At 45.1% G+C, this 16,436-nt stretch carries 20 protein-coding genes; 6 read left to right on the top strand and 14 right to left on the bottom strand.

Features of this window, described 5'->3' with window-relative positions:
• Positions 1 to 960: 960 nt before the first annotated feature.
• Together ACR2PX_RS03760 and ACR2PX_RS03755 are read right to left on the bottom strand one after the other, a co-directional pair.
• Positions 961 to 2,115 carry a saccharopine dehydrogenase family protein gene (locus ACR2PX_RS03760; RefSeq protein WP_433998025.1) on the bottom strand — a complete coding sequence of 385 codons (1,155 nt, stop codon included), beginning with the start codon at positions 2,113 to 2,115 and terminating at the stop codon, positions 961 to 963.
• Positions 2,112 to 3,194, bottom strand: coding sequence for a saccharopine dehydrogenase (locus ACR2PX_RS03755; RefSeq protein WP_433998024.1), 1,083 nt, complete (start codon positions 3,192 to 3,194; stop codon positions 2,112 to 2,114). The genes ACR2PX_RS03760 and ACR2PX_RS03755 overlap by 4 nt, the downstream gene beginning before the upstream one ends.
• Positions 3,195 to 3,339: 145 nt before the next feature.
• Between ACR2PX_RS03755 and ACR2PX_RS03750 the strand changes: the two genes are divergently transcribed.
• Entirely contained in the window at positions 3,340 to 5,700 is a 2,361-nt protein-coding gene (locus tag ACR2PX_RS03750; protein ID WP_433998023.1) for an aminotransferase class III-fold pyridoxal phosphate-dependent enzyme, read from the top strand.
• Positions 5,701 to 5,991: 291 nt separating this feature from the next.
• Here the strand turns inward: ACR2PX_RS03750 and ACR2PX_RS03745 are convergent, their stop codons facing one another.
• Positions 5,992 to 7,170, bottom strand: coding sequence for an NYN domain-containing protein (locus ACR2PX_RS03745; RefSeq protein ID WP_433998022.1), 1,179 nt, complete (start codon positions 7,168 to 7,170; stop codon positions 5,992 to 5,994).
• A 171-nt stretch (positions 7,171 to 7,341) separates the two neighbouring features.
• On the opposite strand from ACR2PX_RS03745, the gene ACR2PX_RS03740 reads away from it, so the two are divergent.
• Positions 7,342 to 8,421: a hypothetical protein gene (locus ACR2PX_RS03740; RefSeq protein WP_433998021.1), complete on the top strand. Its 1,080-nt coding sequence runs from the start codon at positions 7,342 to 7,344 to the stop codon at positions 8,419 to 8,421.
• Positions 8,422 to 8,444: 23 nt separating this feature from the next.
• Here the strand turns inward: ACR2PX_RS03740 and ACR2PX_RS03735 are convergent, their stop codons facing one another.
• Positions 8,445 to 8,909 (bottom strand): hypothetical protein, encoded by a 465-nt coding sequence (locus tag ACR2PX_RS03735; RefSeq protein WP_433998020.1) that lies wholly within the window; start codon positions 8,907 to 8,909, stop codon positions 8,445 to 8,447.
• 626 nt (positions 8,910 to 9,535) lie between these two features.
• Here ACR2PX_RS03735 and ACR2PX_RS03730 point away from each other — a divergent pair.
• From ACR2PX_RS03730 to ACR2PX_RS03720, 3 genes are read left to right on the top strand one after another with little or no spacing between them, the layout of a single operon-like run.
• Positions 9,536 to 9,871 (top strand): hypothetical protein, encoded by a 336-nt coding sequence (locus ACR2PX_RS03730; protein WP_433998019.1) that lies wholly within the window; start codon positions 9,536 to 9,538, stop codon positions 9,869 to 9,871.
• Between the two features lie 57 nt (positions 9,872 to 9,928).
• A complete protein-coding gene (locus ACR2PX_RS03725; RefSeq protein WP_433998018.1) occupies positions 9,929 to 10,396 on the top strand; it encodes a hypothetical protein in 468 nt (155 codons plus the stop codon).
• Between the two features lie 5 nt (positions 10,397 to 10,401).
• Positions 10,402 to 10,707 (top strand): hypothetical protein, encoded by a 306-nt coding sequence (locus ACR2PX_RS03720; RefSeq protein WP_433998017.1) that lies wholly within the window; start codon positions 10,402 to 10,404, stop codon positions 10,705 to 10,707.
• Between the two features lie 408 nt (positions 10,708 to 11,115).
• On the opposite strand, the gene ACR2PX_RS03715 is transcribed toward ACR2PX_RS03720, so the two are convergent.
• The 10 genes from ACR2PX_RS03715 to ACR2PX_RS03670 all read right to left on the bottom strand — a co-directional run bounded on the left by ACR2PX_RS03715 (position 11,116) and on the right by ACR2PX_RS03670 (position 15,592).
• Positions 11,116 to 11,481 (bottom strand): hypothetical protein, encoded by a 366-nt coding sequence (locus tag ACR2PX_RS03715; protein WP_433998016.1) that lies wholly within the window; start codon positions 11,479 to 11,481, stop codon positions 11,116 to 11,118.
• Between the two features lie 45 nt (positions 11,482 to 11,526).
• Entirely contained in the window at positions 11,527 to 12,078 is a 552-nt protein-coding gene (locus tag ACR2PX_RS03710; protein WP_433998015.1) for a 3'-5' exonuclease, read from the bottom strand.
• Positions 12,060 to 12,320: a hypothetical protein gene (locus tag ACR2PX_RS03705; RefSeq protein WP_433998014.1), complete on the bottom strand. Its 261-nt coding sequence runs from the start codon at positions 12,318 to 12,320 to the stop codon at positions 12,060 to 12,062. Before ACR2PX_RS03705 ends, ACR2PX_RS03710 begins: the two co-directional genes overlap by 19 nt.
• On the bottom strand, positions 12,317 to 12,523 hold the full coding sequence (locus tag ACR2PX_RS03700) for a hypothetical protein (protein ID WP_433998013.1): 207 nt from the start codon (positions 12,521 to 12,523) through the stop codon (positions 12,317 to 12,319). Before ACR2PX_RS03700 ends, ACR2PX_RS03705 begins: the two co-directional genes overlap by 4 nt.
• A gap of 4 nt (positions 12,524 to 12,527) precedes the next feature.
• On the bottom strand, positions 12,528 to 12,869 hold the full coding sequence (locus ACR2PX_RS03695; RefSeq protein WP_433998012.1) for a hypothetical protein: 342 nt from the start codon (positions 12,867 to 12,869) through the stop codon (positions 12,528 to 12,530).
• Positions 12,859 to 13,098: a hypothetical protein gene (locus tag ACR2PX_RS03690; RefSeq protein WP_433998011.1), complete on the bottom strand. Its 240-nt coding sequence runs from the start codon at positions 13,096 to 13,098 to the stop codon at positions 12,859 to 12,861. The genes ACR2PX_RS03695 and ACR2PX_RS03690 overlap by 11 nt, the downstream gene beginning before the upstream one ends.
• 18 nt (positions 13,099 to 13,116) lie before the next feature.
• On the bottom strand, positions 13,117 to 13,395 hold the full coding sequence (locus ACR2PX_RS03685) for a hypothetical protein (RefSeq protein WP_433998010.1): 279 nt from the start codon (positions 13,393 to 13,395) through the stop codon (positions 13,117 to 13,119).
• A gap of 3 nt (positions 13,396 to 13,398) precedes the next feature.
• Positions 13,399 to 14,736 carry a tyrosine-type recombinase/integrase gene (locus ACR2PX_RS03680; protein ID WP_433998009.1) on the bottom strand — a complete coding sequence of 446 codons (1,338 nt, stop codon included), beginning with the start codon at positions 14,734 to 14,736 and terminating at the stop codon, positions 13,399 to 13,401.
• Positions 14,733 to 15,059 carry a hypothetical protein gene (locus ACR2PX_RS03675; RefSeq protein WP_433998008.1) on the bottom strand — a complete coding sequence of 109 codons (327 nt, stop codon included), beginning with the start codon at positions 15,057 to 15,059 and terminating at the stop codon, positions 14,733 to 14,735. The genes ACR2PX_RS03680 and ACR2PX_RS03675 overlap by 4 nt, the downstream gene beginning before the upstream one ends.
• A 146-nt stretch (positions 15,060 to 15,205) precedes the next feature.
• Positions 15,206 to 15,592, bottom strand: coding sequence for a helix-turn-helix domain-containing protein (locus ACR2PX_RS03670; RefSeq protein WP_433998007.1), 387 nt, complete (start codon positions 15,590 to 15,592; stop codon positions 15,206 to 15,208).
• A gap of 285 nt (positions 15,593 to 15,877) precedes the next feature.
• On the opposite strand from ACR2PX_RS03670, the gene ACR2PX_RS03665 reads away from it, so the two are divergent.
• On the top strand, positions 15,878 to 16,436 hold a 559-nt coding region (locus tag ACR2PX_RS03665), incomplete at its 3' end, for a hypothetical protein (RefSeq protein ID WP_433998006.1).

The following is a 16,436-nucleotide window of genomic DNA, read 5'->3' as shown; positions in this document are numbered from 1 at the left end:
GCAGACTTTTTAACTTCAGTTTTGTACATAATTCAGGCAGATCTCTACGATACCCGGTTTTCAAGGGCTGTAGAACCCTTTTTAATTAGCTTGAAAAATATGCAATTAAACTGAGCGGGAATTGCTGATGCTTTTTAGTAAATCAATACTGTAGTAAAGAATGAGCGTGTTGTTCTGGCGGTTATTAACCACAATTAAATATGTTTTTATTATAAGCAACTTATTGATTCTAATAAGAATATAATAAAACACGGTTTCAGTATTTTGCTGATGTTGACTATCGGTCTTAGGCAGTTAGCAAATGTTAAGGTTATTCTGTGAGACAGGCTGAATTCTAAAACACAAAAAAGCCAGAACTAAACTGCCTGGCTTTCACTTTCCTTTTGCCATGCACAATTCTGATCTATCTCAGGCGAAACTCTCACTGATACATATTCGCGCAAGATTGCAGTCGATGGCTCGACGAGTAATGTGATATCGACTGGCCTTTGCTTTAAGCTTGCGCCTCACAGCCCTATGATGGGCTCTGGCAGTAGAAACCGCTATTCTCATGTTCTGAGCAGTTTTCCCAAGGGATGCGCCATACAGGAAAAAACGAAAGTATTCGTGTTCTTTGGGAGTCAGTGTAACGAGGGGTTTGATATCTGAAGGAAAGCATAACGATCCGGTATTACCCATTCCGATCCTGCTGTCGGTACTGCAAGGATAATACCGGGTGCAATCAAGAGCACTAAGGCACACTCCTGATCTTTCCCGATAAATCGGTGTTGTATGAACCAGGACACCCGACGCTGCGAATTCTGACCTGTGACTTTTGTCACCTTAGAAGTGTTGATAGCACTGCAGGTGAACAGGTTCATTGTTACAAATGGTTAAAACGCGCGCAATAAGCAAACCCCTTTATTGTCACACGACACTATATGCTTGCGATATTTCCTCATCGGGGGAATATTGTATCTGTCAGGCATGCACAAAAATATGTTCACCCATGGCAGACAACTGGGTCAGCCATTTTTGAACCAGCTGGGGCTTATGAGGCGCAGCAGAAACGCCTGCCGGTAACTCATTAGCCAGCAGGGATTCAATGGCGATGGCAACTGTTAAGGAAACCAGTCTTGCCATAGCGGATCCACGCTCATTGCCTGCTTCATCAATGCCAGAACTTTGTTTGAACAGAGTGGTTTTTCCCTGGGGATCTTTAACTTCCAGCTCTACCGCCAGAACAACACGATCCGGCTCGCCTTCTTCGTACTGATACTTTTCCCATAGGTCATCACTGATGGCGGCAAGCTCTTTCAAACCCTCTTCACCCGTTAGTGTCTCAACCTTTTCGAACAGGGGCGACCAGGCTTCTGCCCAGCCATTCAGGCGCAGGGTACCTCGGACAAACTCCTGAACATTCCAGTCATCGGCAAAGCCGTATTGTTTCAGAAAGGGGACAGAGTCTCTGTTGGGATAAGCTTGAAAGATCTCTTCGCTGCCGTCAGCCCGTTTAAAGCGGTAATCTGTCAGAGCTTTCCAGGGCTTTTCAGTTTGTTGAATGTGACTGTCAGCAATCCACTGTGCCGGAGATTTCAGTGCTTTCAGAACCCCCAGAGGTGACCATGAAAATTTGTACCTGAATTCATTGGCCTGTTTTGGAAAGCCTCCGCAATAAGAACGGAAGGCGTGCTGGTTTTGGTGATTAAAAACGTCAGAGTTCGTGTATTGGTCGATCAGAGCATGGGCAAGCAAATGATCCAGCCCTGGATCCAGACCTACTTCATTGACAAAGCATAATCCCAGTTCTTTGGCTCTGGCATCCAGAGCCTGCATTTGTGGTGACACATAACTGCTGGAAATAAAGTGAGCCTTTCGACCCAGACACAGTTCTGCGACCTGCACATGCAGGGTGGCTGGCAACATGGAAACAACCAGATCCCCCTCAGCGATGGACTGCTCCAGGGTTTGCCAGTCCAGTTGTCTGGCGGGTGTGTTATTGCCCAGAGCATTGACCGTTTGCTCTGCTTTTTCCAGAGTACGGTTCCAGAGCACCAGAGAATGACTGGACTGGGCGATTTTTTGAATACCGGGCAGAGAAGATAAACCGGTACCTAACCAGTGAATTGTTTTCATACTGATCCTTTATGCAACTCGTGAACTTTTTCTTTGAATTTCTGGTGTGCTTTTTTCCAGACACTGTGCTCAAGATTATCCAGTTGCAGCAGGTAAGGCCGTAACTGCTGACAAAAATCCTCACTGCTCTCAACAGGGAGGAGAGAGGGCAGGTGGTCTATGGCAATCAGATCCAGAGGGTTCTCAGAATCTATGAGGCGCAGGACCGGTTCTGCGAAGTGTGTACATTGATGATAAACCGGTAGAGGATTGTAGTCACTGTAGGGGTCGCAACTGACATCACAGATGACACTCAAGCGCCTGTCAGGACTTTTTATCAGCTCAGGAGTCAGAAAAGGAGGGATTTTTTTCTGAATAAAGACACAGTTGATGACAAGATCAACCTCCAGAAGTTCAGGGAAAGGGCCGCCTTTGGCGGTTTCTTCAAGGTCCCATTCAACAGTTTCTACTCCGGCGGCCTGAGTCATTTCGACTGCTCCGTGGCCACTGCGCCCTTTGGCTCCAATGACCAGGGCTTTCAATGGACCTTGGCCAACCAGTTCTGAACGAACTTCATCAATCAATTGTTGTTTATCGGAGTAAGCATTTAAAGGCGGTAATACCGGACTGTGTCGTTTACGATTACCGGCCAATGCTTTCAGGGCAACAGCTGCTCCGGCAAAACCGGCCCAGTAGCCAAAGGCAGCAATGCGACGATTATCGTCGTCTACCAAATATTCCAGATCAAATAACTTGCCATTACCTGTTGTAAAACGCTTAAGCACCTGCTGCCAGCCATTCTGATATTTGTAGACATGAGCAAAGTGAATATGCCGGTGTTTCAGTGGCCATTCGGCAACATCCAGTTCTTTCAGACCCAGAATAATGGTGTTTTCATCGGTGTTCTTCCAGCTATGGGCAGGAGCAATTTCACAGCCTGCCTGCGCGAATGATTGACAAGAGATAGCGCTTTGAGACGAATCTTCAACGGTGACCCTGAAGCCAGCCTCCAGCAGGGATTTAGCCACTTCAGGAGTCAGAGCCGTTCGTGCTTCAAGAGGTTTGGTTTCTGCCCGGAGCCAGATATGCGCTTTGCTCATCTCTTATGAATCCTGTTCTTTTTCGAATGGTGAAGACCGTTAATCATGCTTGTGTGATCAGATAGCTTTACGTGTGTGATTTTTTATAGGATTGTATACAATATCCAGCAAGAAGAATAATAGTAATTCAGCAGGTGGCAAGCCGATGATGGAAGTGGCGGCAGTGACTAAGGAGCAACAGGTTATTTCAGAAGTGTTCCGGCACTTTGGCCTGGCTGTTTCAATAAAAGCTTTACCGGGTTATATCGATCTGAATTATCTTGCTATGGATGAACAGGGGAAGCGCTATGTAGTGAAACTGGCTAACCCTGATGAACCGATTGATGAGCTGGATATGCAAAACAGGCTGATGGACTATCTGGTACAATATGCTCTGGACCACTATGAATTTCCTGTCGTTTATAAAAACCGGCAGGGAAAGAAGATCACAGCCGTCGATATTGATGACCAAACGCTCTATTTGCGTTTACTCAGTTTTGTCCCTGGTGTTTTTTACTCTGAACATCAGCAAACGGGAAGTCAGCACCACCAACAGTTGGGGCATTTCCTTGGACAGTTTGATAAACATGTCGAGCATTTTGTACATGCTCACAGTTCACGTTATCTGGATTGGGATTTAAAACAGGCAGAAAACGTGATCGCCCGTAAACTGGATTACATCGCGGATCAGAAACAGTCCAGACAAGTGCTCACGATCATGTCCCTGTTTCGTGAACAGGTTCTGCCTTTTGCAGATAACTTGCCTGAGCAGATTATTCATAATGATGTGAATGATCATAATCTACTCCTTTCCAGTTATGAGAAAGAAGCCTGCCTTCAGGGTGTCATCGACTTTGGTGATATGGTGAAAAGCTGGCGTATTAATGAACTGGCCATTGCGGCCAGTTATGCCTTGCTTGATCAACCCCGGCCACTGGACGTCATAAAAACAATTCTGCTGGCCTACCATCAGGTGAATCCGCTAACGCCTGCAGAGGTGTGGGTGCTCTTTCCTCTTATATGTACCCGTCTGGCGACCAGTGTCTGTAATTCTGCAAAGGCTTATTCGGACGATCCTGAAAACGACTATTTGTTGATATCAGTCGGACCTGCATGGACTGCCATCGACCAGTTACTGGCACTGGATGCTAAATCTGTTGCTTTTGAGCTGCAGCGCTTCTGTCAATTCAGGGGGGAAACGACTCAGAGGCACAGTGATATTCTGGCAATGCGTTCTGAGAGTTTATTCAGAACCCTGAGTGTCGCCTATAAAGCCCCTTTGATTATTGAGCGGGGACAGGGGCAGTTCCTGTTGGATGAGAATAATCTGGCCTATCTGGACATGGTCAATAACGTTTGTCATGTGGGGCATTGTCATCCTGCTGTAGTGCAAGCCGGGCGGGAACAGATGGCAAAGCTGAATACCAATACCCGTTATCTGCATTCTAATCTTGTTGAGTACAGTGAAACCCTGCTGGCCACCTTTCCTGATGAGCTTAGTGTCGTGATGTTTGTGAACTCCGGGAGCGAAGCGAATGAGCTCGCGATGAGATTGATGAAGTGCTACACCGGTTCCGAGGACGTTTTGGTGGTCGAAGGTGCTTATCACGGGAATACTAACAAGGCCATTGAAATCAGTCCCTACAAGTTCAATGGGCCCGGAGGGGAAGGTCCGGGGGAGAATATTCATATTGTCCCCATGCCGGATCCTTATCGTGGAACCTATAAAGGAATGGGGGAGAAAACCGGACAGGCTTATGCGCGACAGGTTTCTGAGAAAGTAGCAGCGCTGGATAAACCTCTGGGTGGCTTTATCTGTGAATCATTGCAGGGGGTGGGTGGTAATCTGATTATGCCGGATGGCTACCTGAAGGAGGCCTATCGGGTAGTTCGTGACGCGGGAGGGTTGTGCATTGCTGATGAAGTTCAGGTGGGCTTTGGCCGTGTGGGGACTCACTGGTGGGCTTTTGAAACCCAGGGCGTGGTGCCTGATATTGTGACCCTGGGTAAACCCATCGGTAATGGTCATCCCATGGGGGCGGTAGTCACCACAAAAGCAATAGCCGAAGCTTTTGTGACGGGTATGGAATACTTTAATACTTTTGGTGGTAATCCGGTCTCCTGTGCGATCGGCAAAGCGGTGCTGGATACTATTGTTGAAGAGAAATTAAGAGAGAAAACCACCGATACAGGAGCATACCTTCTGGAACAATTACAGAGCCTGAAAACAGAGTTTCCGATTATTGGAGACGTTCGAGGACTGGGTTTGTTTATCGGAGTGGAGCTGGTGCTGGGTGAGAAGCTGACACCGGCCTCAAAAGTAGCCTCCAACCTGGTTGAATGGATGAAGCAAAAACATATTCTCCTAAGCCTCGATGGCCCCTTCAATAATGTCCTGAAAATAAAGCCTCCAATGGCTTTTAACCAGCAGGATGCTGACTGTTTTCTGGGCTGCTTGGGACAGTTTTTAAGGAGAATTAAGGTGGATGGAATTGAGAGAAAATCTAAAAATCTATCTAGCAGTTAGAGTGGTAGTCTGGAAAAACGATTATTTCTGAATTGCTGGATAAGTAAAGAGTTAACCCCGCATCCTACGGGGCGAGTAGTGAAAACTATCCTGTGCTCCAAGCTATTGCTTATGGCTTCCAGTTTTCACCTCCCTTTGGGTTGACATGAACTGAATTCCCCAACAGTTTTGCCTTTCCCCCAATCATGGTCTTAGCCTTGGTTGGGTGTAGATTATCGTATAGGTAAAATCTCATGAGCAGGAACTTCTCTAATTTTGCTGCGGAAGGTGCATAATAAAGCGAAGAAAACTCTACGAGTCGGGAATTCGAGCCTCTGCAGCCGTCTTGATTGTTATAATATCTGCCTTGTTATATTCGCCGTAGAGCAAGGGGCGTAGATGTTTATCCTGTATCTTTTCACCTCTTTTACGACAGTAAGTCATTACTCTGCTGATAATACTGATATCAATTTCTCTCAGGTGAGATAGATCAGGCTTTAGTGTAAATAGTGGTTCTCCCTTGCTGTTCTTACCTGCTGTCTGATACAGCTGGCTTTTGAACAGTATCTTGACAATGTCTTTTGCCTCATCAAGAGATATCTGACCTTTATTCCCTTCAACAATTATGGTCGGCAGGGCAGATCGGCAGGCGGGTCCTCGGCCTAGCACGTATTTGCAAGCCTTCGTTAGCGCTGTAGAAGGGGTTGAGGGAAAGTCGTATTGTTCTAGAGCCTCGTGGTACACCGAATGTGCTATGTCTACCGATGATGACTTATTCGATTGCTTCTTAGTGGTCGAAGAGTGTGACTTGCTTTTCTTCCTTCGTGCTTGCCAAATCTTGCCCTCTTGGAAAATATCCAGACCTTCAATGCTGTTCAGAAACTCTGTAAAAGAATTAAATCCAAGTGCTTTTTCGTCAAAGGCACTATCCAGAGCAATCAGTCTGTTTTTAAGGCTTGAGCAGTGAGCAGCACCATCAAAGGTTTTCAGAGTGTTTAGAGTCAGCTGAATAGCTTTTTCCTGTTCCTTACTCAAATCTTCGACATCAGGACTATCTGTAAAAATGTAACGACTGCATGAGGTTTTCACCGATTCACTTAGAGATGAGCGCGGACCAACACCAATAACTTCTTTGCCCATCTCTCGCAGACGTCGGAATAGAGGTGAGAAATCCGAGTCCCCCGTGGCTAGAACAAACCAGTCTACATCGGTCAGTCTGATAGCGCTTTCCATGACATCTACGGTCATCTGAATATCAGATGAGTTTTTGCCACTGACAGGGTGGAAGTTGTGAACAAGCTCGAATCCCTGGCGATTCAAATCTTGTTGAAAACACTGAATACCCGCGTTGTTCCAGTTACCATAAGCCTTTCTTACTATGAGCTGACCAGTCGAGCTGAGCTCTGTTACAAGTTGTTCGGGTCCTTTGTTTTTAAGCCATTTTGTTAGGTTTTCAACATCAACAAATACAGCAATTTTTGATCGGCTCATTGGCTCTATAAATCCTTTTAACGTCAATAAAACGAATATTCTCGTATATATTTTTCTAGTGCAATAGCCTCAGTTGTCACAGTGAGAACAGTCAATAGTCATAAGGAAGATCCAGAGTCTATGCTTGATCAACCATCCGTTCAGGCATAACTCACAGGATAATGGCAGCTCTTGACTATAAAACAATGGCTATTAGCTCTCTTTTTCAGTTGTACCGTTACTACCAAACTGCAGGCTTATCTCCTTCTCACGCCTGGCAATGAGTCTGTTGACAGCTGGTCTCAGGCGCAGTTCAAAAAACTGCAGAAACTAAGGCAGCAAGGTAATAACCATCCTTTTCTGAGGCTCTACCTAAAGCCTGACCAGATTGGCTACTACGTTGCCTTTCAGAAGCTGATTGCTGAAGAGCTACCAGAGGAGATCGATCGACCTGGTATCTGGCTCAGTGTTCGACAAAAATATCTGAAACGACCCCAGAGTAATCTGGCTATCATCGGAGGCATGGGTCCTCTCGCTGATGCGGACCTGACTCGCAGAGTTGTCCTGAAGCTTAATGAAAGGAAGGACTTTAGTTGGCAGTCATCGGGTCTTGAAGTGCTTTCTATGCCGCCACCGAGAAGAGTCAAACATTGGCGCTATAGCTGCAAATATTTCTATAAACTGATCTCTTTTGGTGAGTCTCCCTTTTTGGGGCAGGGGAATTTTGATCGATATGCCCTAGCCAGCAATACGGCACACCAATACGCAAAAATGGTCGGTGTTCTTGTATTCAATTTTGCCGAATTCATCAATCTGGTTGAGAGAAATACCCGGAGACTGAAAAGTCTCAATCCTCAGGGCGCACTTATTCTGGGTACCAGTCAGGCTGCATCCAGCCAGCTTTATAAGCCGTATCTGGCGGCTTATAACATCCCTTTCGCCATGCCCAGACGGCAATCTCTTTTTCAGCACATGATTTATGAGGCCAAAAGCGGCGCTCTTGTTGACCCAAAGCTATTTCACAGGGCGGTATTTGATGAAGTGCGCTGGCTGTCAGAAAATCAATTTAACGTGAGCCACGTTTTCCTGGCCTGCACAGAGCTTTCACTGATCAAGACAGAAGACAGCTATAGAGTATTACAAGAGCATGACCTGATACTGATAGATTCTCAGGTGCTCTTTTCGGAGCACCTCTCTGATGAGTTGTATCAACTGGATTTCAATCGTCAGCAGCAGCAAAAATTATTAGAGAATGAGATGATGAGTTATTGATTCAGTCCGCTGCAAAGAAAGGATCAGAACCGGGACATGGAAATCTTAAGTGCTTCAAGTACCGCCTTTTTACTCCCTGACAGGGAATGGGTAAATTGATAGTCGCCTGCACTGAAAGTGACATGGTTCCCGGTCATGAGTGCCCCCAGTAAAAAGCCGTCTTCAGGTTTGTTATTGACGTCAATATCATCCCTTAGAATCACAAAACCATTAGGTAGCTTTGAGGCTTTCATATACATCTGGTGAGATTGCCCATCCACCGTTAAGGTCACCAGTTCATAGGCCAGGTGAACAGAGGGCATCTGACCGACAACGACAAGCTCGACCCCTGCATCAACAGAAGTGGTGATCATAATGCCTGAACCTGGTTTGCTGTTCCCTGCAGTGACACTGTCTGAACCCACATCGACCTTCCATTCAGCCTGTGTGGCAGAGGAAAAAAATAGTGAAAAAATGAAGACTGAAAGATAGTTTTTAAAAATGCTCATGGGTTACTGCTAATAAAGGTTACTGGAAGTGATGTTAAAGGTCGTTGGGTAGATAACTGTCGAAGCGAAGGTATAGAGTTCGATTTATCATGACTTGCCTTTTTTCTTCAACTCGGGTCCGGGTTGAAAAGATAAGGGCATAGTTTTTAAGTCTTTAACTTCTTAATGAGCATATCAATACAGTGAGCTTTCAATAACCGTGAAAAGAACTGACACGGTGAGCAGGTTTTGTTTAAAAAAGAGGGTGAGTGGCAGGGATAATGCTTAAGTCGATAAGCTTAATGCTTCTTGATTCAGGGAAAGGTTGATTCATTTGCAGAGAGAGTAAGAAAAAACGCTTAAAGCGTTCAGATGGAAATAGAGAGTTTAGGAAAGAAAAATACTGGTCGGAGCGAGAGGATTCGAACCTCCGACCCCCACAACCCCATTTAGGGGGTTGTTGTCTTATATCCTCTGGAGCCTAGAGTTTATGGTGGTGTAAGTATTTATGCAGTGCGGAATTTTTATATTTTTTAGGACTGTCTTGTCTCGTTATGGTCTCTCTACTGTATATTATTTGTTCATATTTTGGTGAAATAATATCCATTTTTCAGTTGTTGTATGATATGTGTGCATGCATTCAAGCAATGTCATTAGTAACTGCTATACATTGCTATATGTATGCTGTATATCTAGCCCTGTCTCAGGCTGGTATAGCTTCAATATTAAGGGAATACATAAAAAGACTAATGGCTGTTATTCGAGAAGTGAATGTGACTCTCTTAGATTGGGAAACCCGATTGATACTAGAGTCTCTGGATAGAGAGTTAACCAGGTTAAATGCTATTTGCAAGGTATCTGCAGACGAGGATGAAGTAGCTGATGCTGGTAATGATTTTTTGAAAGCTCAAGGCTTGAGGGAAAGGCTGGAAAAAGAGGCCGCTTCTGTCTTTAGAGAGCCAATTACTGGTTTTGACAAGTAAGGCTTTTTGGCTCCAGGTCGAAGGGCTTCTGGAGTTGGTCAGACTTAGGGAGTAAGAATGATTCAGCAGTTTAAAATCATAAATGACCTTAGCGAGGTCATCAAAGAATATGAAGGGATGCTTAGCAGGCCAACTCAGAGGCTTAGTCATCCTACTTTGTATAGAAAAAGGGATGTTGGCAGGAATGAAAAAATACTTAAGGGTGTAAGAATAAAGGATTGGTTATTTTCCGAAGATAGAAAGTGGGTTTTACCGCATGACCAGATGGGTTTGTCATTTTCATCCACCTATAAAAACCTGAAACAGGTACACAAACTTAAATCCAAGCACAACCCTGGGAAAAGGTTTGATATTTTCTGGATTCTTGAAAAAGCTGATATCCCTGAGGGGATGGAGTTCAAAGAAGACAGAAATAAGAAGGGTCACTATTTTTTGACTGTAAACAAGCAAATACATGTTGACCAACTTGTATCTAATTTAAAGTCAATAGCACAACGAATGTCAGTTATTAGAGATGCGAGTTAATAGCTATGATTACTTATAAATTTGATGAAGAAAAAGAGTATGCTCAATACTACGCTAAGAAGCTTGTAGACTCTTTAACGACAGAAATACTTAACAGAGGATCTGTAACAAACTCTGAAGAAGCTAGGCATCTAAGTGTATTCTTCTGGGAAATGGTTGATGCGTCTATCGAAGACGAAAAACGAGAAGTCGAGCTGCCATGGGAAGAGGGGGCAGAGTTCTGGAATGAAAAGCTTATGAATTCATTCTCTGGATACTTAGAGTGCTCTGGATACAGCGAAGAGTGGGAAGAAGTTGTTGACCAGCAATGAGCTGTAGTAATTCAAACCTGATCTGACAGTTACCGATTTCAAAGGGTGTCTGTCAGGTCAAGTTCATGGTCCAGGTTGACATGTTTTAGACACTTCGTGCTTTGACCTTTTAAGCTGCTTATTCAAGACTGCAATGAAAATAGACTCAGTGCCTGTCATCATAGTCCCTCCGTATGGATCGATTACACCCACAGGTACTGACATGTGTCTCACTACCATATTGAAGGGTGGGACTTCTCCACCCGAAGAATCAGCAGTTGGCTGTTTGTGTGGGTTCAGACTGATTTTCCAGTCCTGGTCTATCTCGAATTCAAAACAGCCTGGCAGCTGGTTTAAATCCCGATGGCCCTTCTGCAGGGCCAGTTTAGCGACTTTGGTAAATGCTTCAGATAAACACATTTGAAGGCTTCAAGGTAGAGAGGCTGTTGCCATCATTGTTAGTCTGTCGGCCACATCTTTTGAGGTATGGCCGTCGTAGTAAAGATTCTTTTCCATTTCGGGAATGTTTAGCAGAGGCCATAGTTCCTCGGGTAAATGGTAGGTCAACTGCATATCGCCAGGGATCTCTAAAGCGGCTATAAACCAACCTTCCATTTCATTATCTCGATCATCTTTTCTGGTTTTGTAGACCGTTTCTGTCGAATGCTCAGATTGATGAATGAGATTCAGCAAGTTGATCCAGAGTAAACAGCGATGCTCATAGAGTTCTTCAAATGTGTGATAGCCATCTGAAACTTGGCTGACATCACATGGAAGGATTAATTGATTATCCATGATTTTCTACTCATCAATGTTAATGATTTCTTGTTCAGGTCTGTTCTAGAGGAAGGTAACCGGTACTCGGCTGGATTCTCCTTTGGTCTCTGGCTTCTCAGGCAGGGTATTGGCCATAGCCTGGAGTACACCCAAGGTTATTTTGCAATCAGCCAGGGCTCTGTGAGCCTTGCCTTCAATTTCGACGTTCATGAAGTTGGCCGCAGTGGTTAGCTTTTTCCACTTCCAGTCTTCACGGTAGTCATCCCATTGGCCATAAAAGGCAGCAAATAGCTTCATCACGCAGCAGCTTTTGATGCTTCTACAGATTTCCAGAAAGTCGGGGAGTTTGTGTATTGAGTTGCGATTGTTGAAGTCATGAAAGGATATGGTTTGACGTAGGATTTTTAAATCATAGTCGAGGTTGTATATCAGCAGAGTTCTGTCCTCGATGAGCTGGCAGAATTCCTCATGAACTTCTGGCCAGGTGGGAGCGTCTTTGACCATTTCATTGGTAATACCATGAATGGCCATGGCGTCTTGCGGGATGGGGTAAACAGGCTTGATCAGAGTATCCAGTAGAGGGCGACCTGTTGAGTCTATGATGCTGATTTCCACAACTTCGGCATCGTCACCCAGCCCGGTGGTTTCGTTTCAGTGTCCAGGAAGAGGGGGTTATCATTCAGCCACTGCTTTGCAAGCAGGGCGTATTTATGGGGGTTATGAATTGGCTCGTAGCACTCTGGGCTCATATTAGCTTCCTCATTCTGCCGTTCAACTTCTTCAGCCTGCAGCTGGTTCATTTGTTCTTCAAAAGCGTTTTCCATGGCTTCTTCGCTATCAAAGGATTGTTTGCTCATTGTCTTCTATTACCCTCTTCCTCTTCTTCCTGCTCTTCCATGTATTGACGGAATTCGTTTTGATCATAGCCACAGCCGCCGCAACATTCGCAGGATTCCCATTCTTCGTCGTATGGGTCAATCTCATCTGCTACCCAGAAGCCTCCATGTCCCCAGCACTCTGTACATGGTTCGACTTCCAGGCCGTTCTTGAATTTCAACATTGAATTACTCTGCTTTTAAATTGCTTAAGACAAACTCTCTGAGAGAATCATCAACAGGGCTGAAAGACACTGATTGACACCAGTCGTTTTCAAATCTGGGGCGTATCAGGCAGGGGTCTTCCCGGCCTTCGTAGAGTTCAATGTAACGAGTCGTCTTTGGATCCAAACCGTACAGGTGGTTCACTTCGTTGATGTAGTGGCTGGCGGCGTTAGTTACTGACATACCTGGATTGCGTTTCAGTTCAATCAGGATGGCAATGGTATGCAAATCGGTATCGATCAGGCTGACACCAAACTCTGCTTCTGCAGAGTTCGGGCCCAATACATTCAGGGTGTTAAGCAGCATGGTCATTTTTCTTTAGCCAAGCGGAATCTTTATACAGTCCAAGTCTCGTCTGATTTAAATGAGATATGGCGGTATACAGCCCATAGGTTTTGCCCAGGGTGGTTGGATAGTCCATTGATTCGGTATCCAGTCTGTCACTTTCTTCCTTGTAGGACTCACGTAGCTTTTTTGAGAGCACTGAGAGAACCTTGAAAGCAACATCCAGTTCATCTGAATTAATCTGTAGCATAGTTTTTTTCGCTCTTACTTATGGAAAAAACGGTTTTGCCAAATAATGGACAATGGTCTTTCGGCTTTTAAGGTCAATAACTCTTAGCGCATCCAGAACATCAAACGGATAACTCTCAGATTCGTTCAGCCAGACAGAGACAAAGAAACGCGCCATATGGCGCTCACCGCTGCTCATGACTTTGAGATCCTGCTCAAAAGACTCTTGAGCATAGGTTCTGTTTTCTTTGTCCCAGTGGTGTTTGATGCGGGGATACTGATCCAGCATTTCAAAGAATTTCTCTTGTTCTTCAGTCATTGTTTAGCCTGCTTTTTTCTTAACGGTTTCCAAGGCGTTGTATCTGGCTTCTCGTTGGATATGGGCATAACGATCCACCATGTCGGGGTCTTTCCATCCCTGTTCTTCCATGATGATGTGCTTGGGTACGCCTTCATTGATTCGGTCGGTTGCCCAGGTGTGTCTTAAGTCATGCCATCTGAATTTAGAGGGGATGCCTGCTCTTTTTTTTGCCGTAGTCCATCGTCTTCTGAAATCTCGCCAGTAATTTCCAACCCCTCTATGGAAAACCACACTGCTGTTGAGGTGTTTCTTAAGGAGCATTTCACGCAATAAGGTTTCTATTTCCTCGGTCATGACCGTATCCAGGTCATCCTGATTCTTGGTTCTTATGCGTCGCTGCTTTCTGTCTCTTGGGTCAAAATCTTTGGTGGACTTGTTGAATTTATCGATTCTCAAGTAGCCAGGTGTTTTAGTGGTTTGGCCTTGGCCATCGGTGTTGTACTCAGGGAAGTGAACCCGATCCCAGGTCAGGCCTATGATGTTTTGCTGACGCCAACCAATGTTTTTTGCGGCTCTGATCAGATAGCTAAAGTACTCATCTGCCACATTGAGTAATGCGTCGTATTGCGTCTGAACAAGAAAGGAAATTCTGGCCTTAGAAGGCTTGTCTAATTGGATCAGGGCACCAAGGTCCTGATCCAGCCATCGCCAATCCTTCCAGGCAGTCGTCAAAATGGTTTTAACCAGGGACAGTCTGCGTCTTAGTGTGTCGGATGAAAATGGACCTCTGCCTTTTGCTCTCTCAAGCCTGGCTAAAGTGGTTGGACAGCTGACGCTTGTTCTGGGTTTTGGTTGTAAGTCATCGGCAGGATTTGGCTGCAAATACCATTGCATCAGATCTTTTTCCCTGCGTAAGTGATAAATACCTTTCTTGATATACGAGCGTCGAATGACTTTCTCCAGATCTTGCTTGTATCTGCCTATACCCCAAATAATGCCGCCTTCACGGTCGTTCATAGGCAATTCTTCCAGCCGGTGCCATCGACCGTTGTAATAGAATGGCCAGCGCAAGGTCAGGAGGTCTGATTCATCAGATGACAAGGCCAGCTTGCCTTCTGCTTCGATCAGTGTCAGGTATTCAATCAAGGCTTCCCCAAAAGATCGTTCCGGCTTATCCCCACGGCTGATAGACATGGCGTTTTTCATCAAGTTTTGATGAAAGGTGCTGGCTTCTTCCGCAGTATTAAAGGTGCGCTTTATGCGTTTGATGCCCCAGTTTTTGTCCTGGAAATCGTATTTGTACTTAATGCCTTCGGAAGTTTTGGTTTTCTTCCATGGGTTTTTCCTGGCGGAGCTCATGCCTGCTTTCTCTTTCTCATCAATCGGTTTAATTGTTGGCTGACACTGTTTGCTGTTGTGGTAATGGATGCTGCGTTAGCTGATGCAGAAATGGTTTGAGTTTGTACGGGTTTTTGCGCCAGATGATTGCTTAAGTAGTGTTGAAACTGTTCTTCGGTGCATCTTATGGCGCCTCTTTTTCTGAGGCTTCCTCCAAGGGCGTAATGCTCCAGATGACCTTTTACACATTCCTGGTATACGAAATTGCCAGAGACATTCAGGCGTCTGGCTATGTCTTTGATGGACAGAAATACACCATCTTTTGGATCTGAATCGTCAATCATGTTTAGCCTCAAGGAGATTGTATTTCATCGCATGGAGATATAGTATCATCATAACTTGGTGATACTATATCGTCAAATGTTTATTTTGAGGCTAAAATTAAAGCGCCAGAAAGGCGCTTTGGAGGAAGGTTGTGAGAGGTTTTTTTCTAAGGTTGGTCCTTTCTGGCGGCTTGGTAGTAGCGTTTTATCAGTGTGGAGAGTTCTTCTTTCATATCAGTAGGAAGGTGTTTCCATGCGACCAGCTCGGCAGGAAGAAAAAAGTCACTGACTTCGCAGTTCAGTGCTTTGGCCAGCCGGTTAAGCGTGCTACTGGTGTAACCGAGGTTTCGCTCTATGCGGCCTATGGCGCTGAAGTCCATGGGTGGGTTGCAAATTTCTGCAAGTTTTCTCTGGCTCATTCCTGCTGTTTGTCGGTAGGCGCGGATTCTTGCACCGGGTAGTTCGTCTTTAGGTTGGGCGAGTGTTGTCATGTCAGGTGTTTTTGATGGGGGGTCTGAGTCCTTCTTCTTTGCTGTCATGGGTTGATATGCCATGAAAATATATCCTCTTAGTAGTTTCTATATCATCGGATTATAAAACAAGATTATGAAGAACTGCACTGTTTTCCAGAGGCATATGATCGAAAGGTCAGTGCCTTGGAGTGAAATTATCGAAAAGTTGAGTGTTCATCGAAGTGCTCCGGCAAAATGGGCGAAGGGAATTCTTTATCCTAACAGGCTGAATGCAGAGGACTTGATCAGACTGTTTGGCAAGCATGGTATTGAGTTGGATTTTAACGATATATACCAGGCAAGGGATTTGTCATTGGATGAGGTGTCATGACGATACTGAATCCAAAAGAGGCGTATCCGGGATATAAAGCGCCGATACCAACAGGGGTTCCGGAGGAGTTGCGAGGTTATCCGCAATGGATTGTATGGAAGTTGGAAAAAGCGCCCTCTGACAAAAAGCCGAGAAAGGTACCGTACTCTCCTGTTAACCATAAACGCAGTGGTAGCAACGAAAAGTATCGTTCCACGTGGGGAACCTTTGACCAGGCTTGTCAGGCTTATCTGGCAGGTGGGTACGGTGGGATTTCTCTGGCTATTACCGAGGCAGATCCTTTTGTTGTGATCGACTTTGACCACTGCGTTCATGATGGTCAAATCGAGGAATGGGTAGAGAAGTGGATTGAAAAACTCGACAGTTATACAGAAATTAGCCCAAGTGGTACTGGTATTCACATACTGATGCGAGGAAAAAAACCGGGAGCTAAGGGAAGTGGCACAAGAAAGCTTACCGCAGTAAAGTGCCACTTTTCCCCTCTTGACGACTGTAGCTGCCATGACCACCATTACTATTCCTCCAGAGTGCAAATATCTAATCAAACTTGCTGCC

The sequence above is a fragment of the Endozoicomonas sp. genome, assembly GCF_051008435.1.
GTDB lineage: Bacteria > Pseudomonadota > Gammaproteobacteria > Pseudomonadales > Endozoicomonadaceae > Endozoicomonas_A.
The sequence above is the reverse complement of the archived record's forward strand: the minus strand, read 5'-3'. Positions and strand labels throughout refer to the sequence as shown.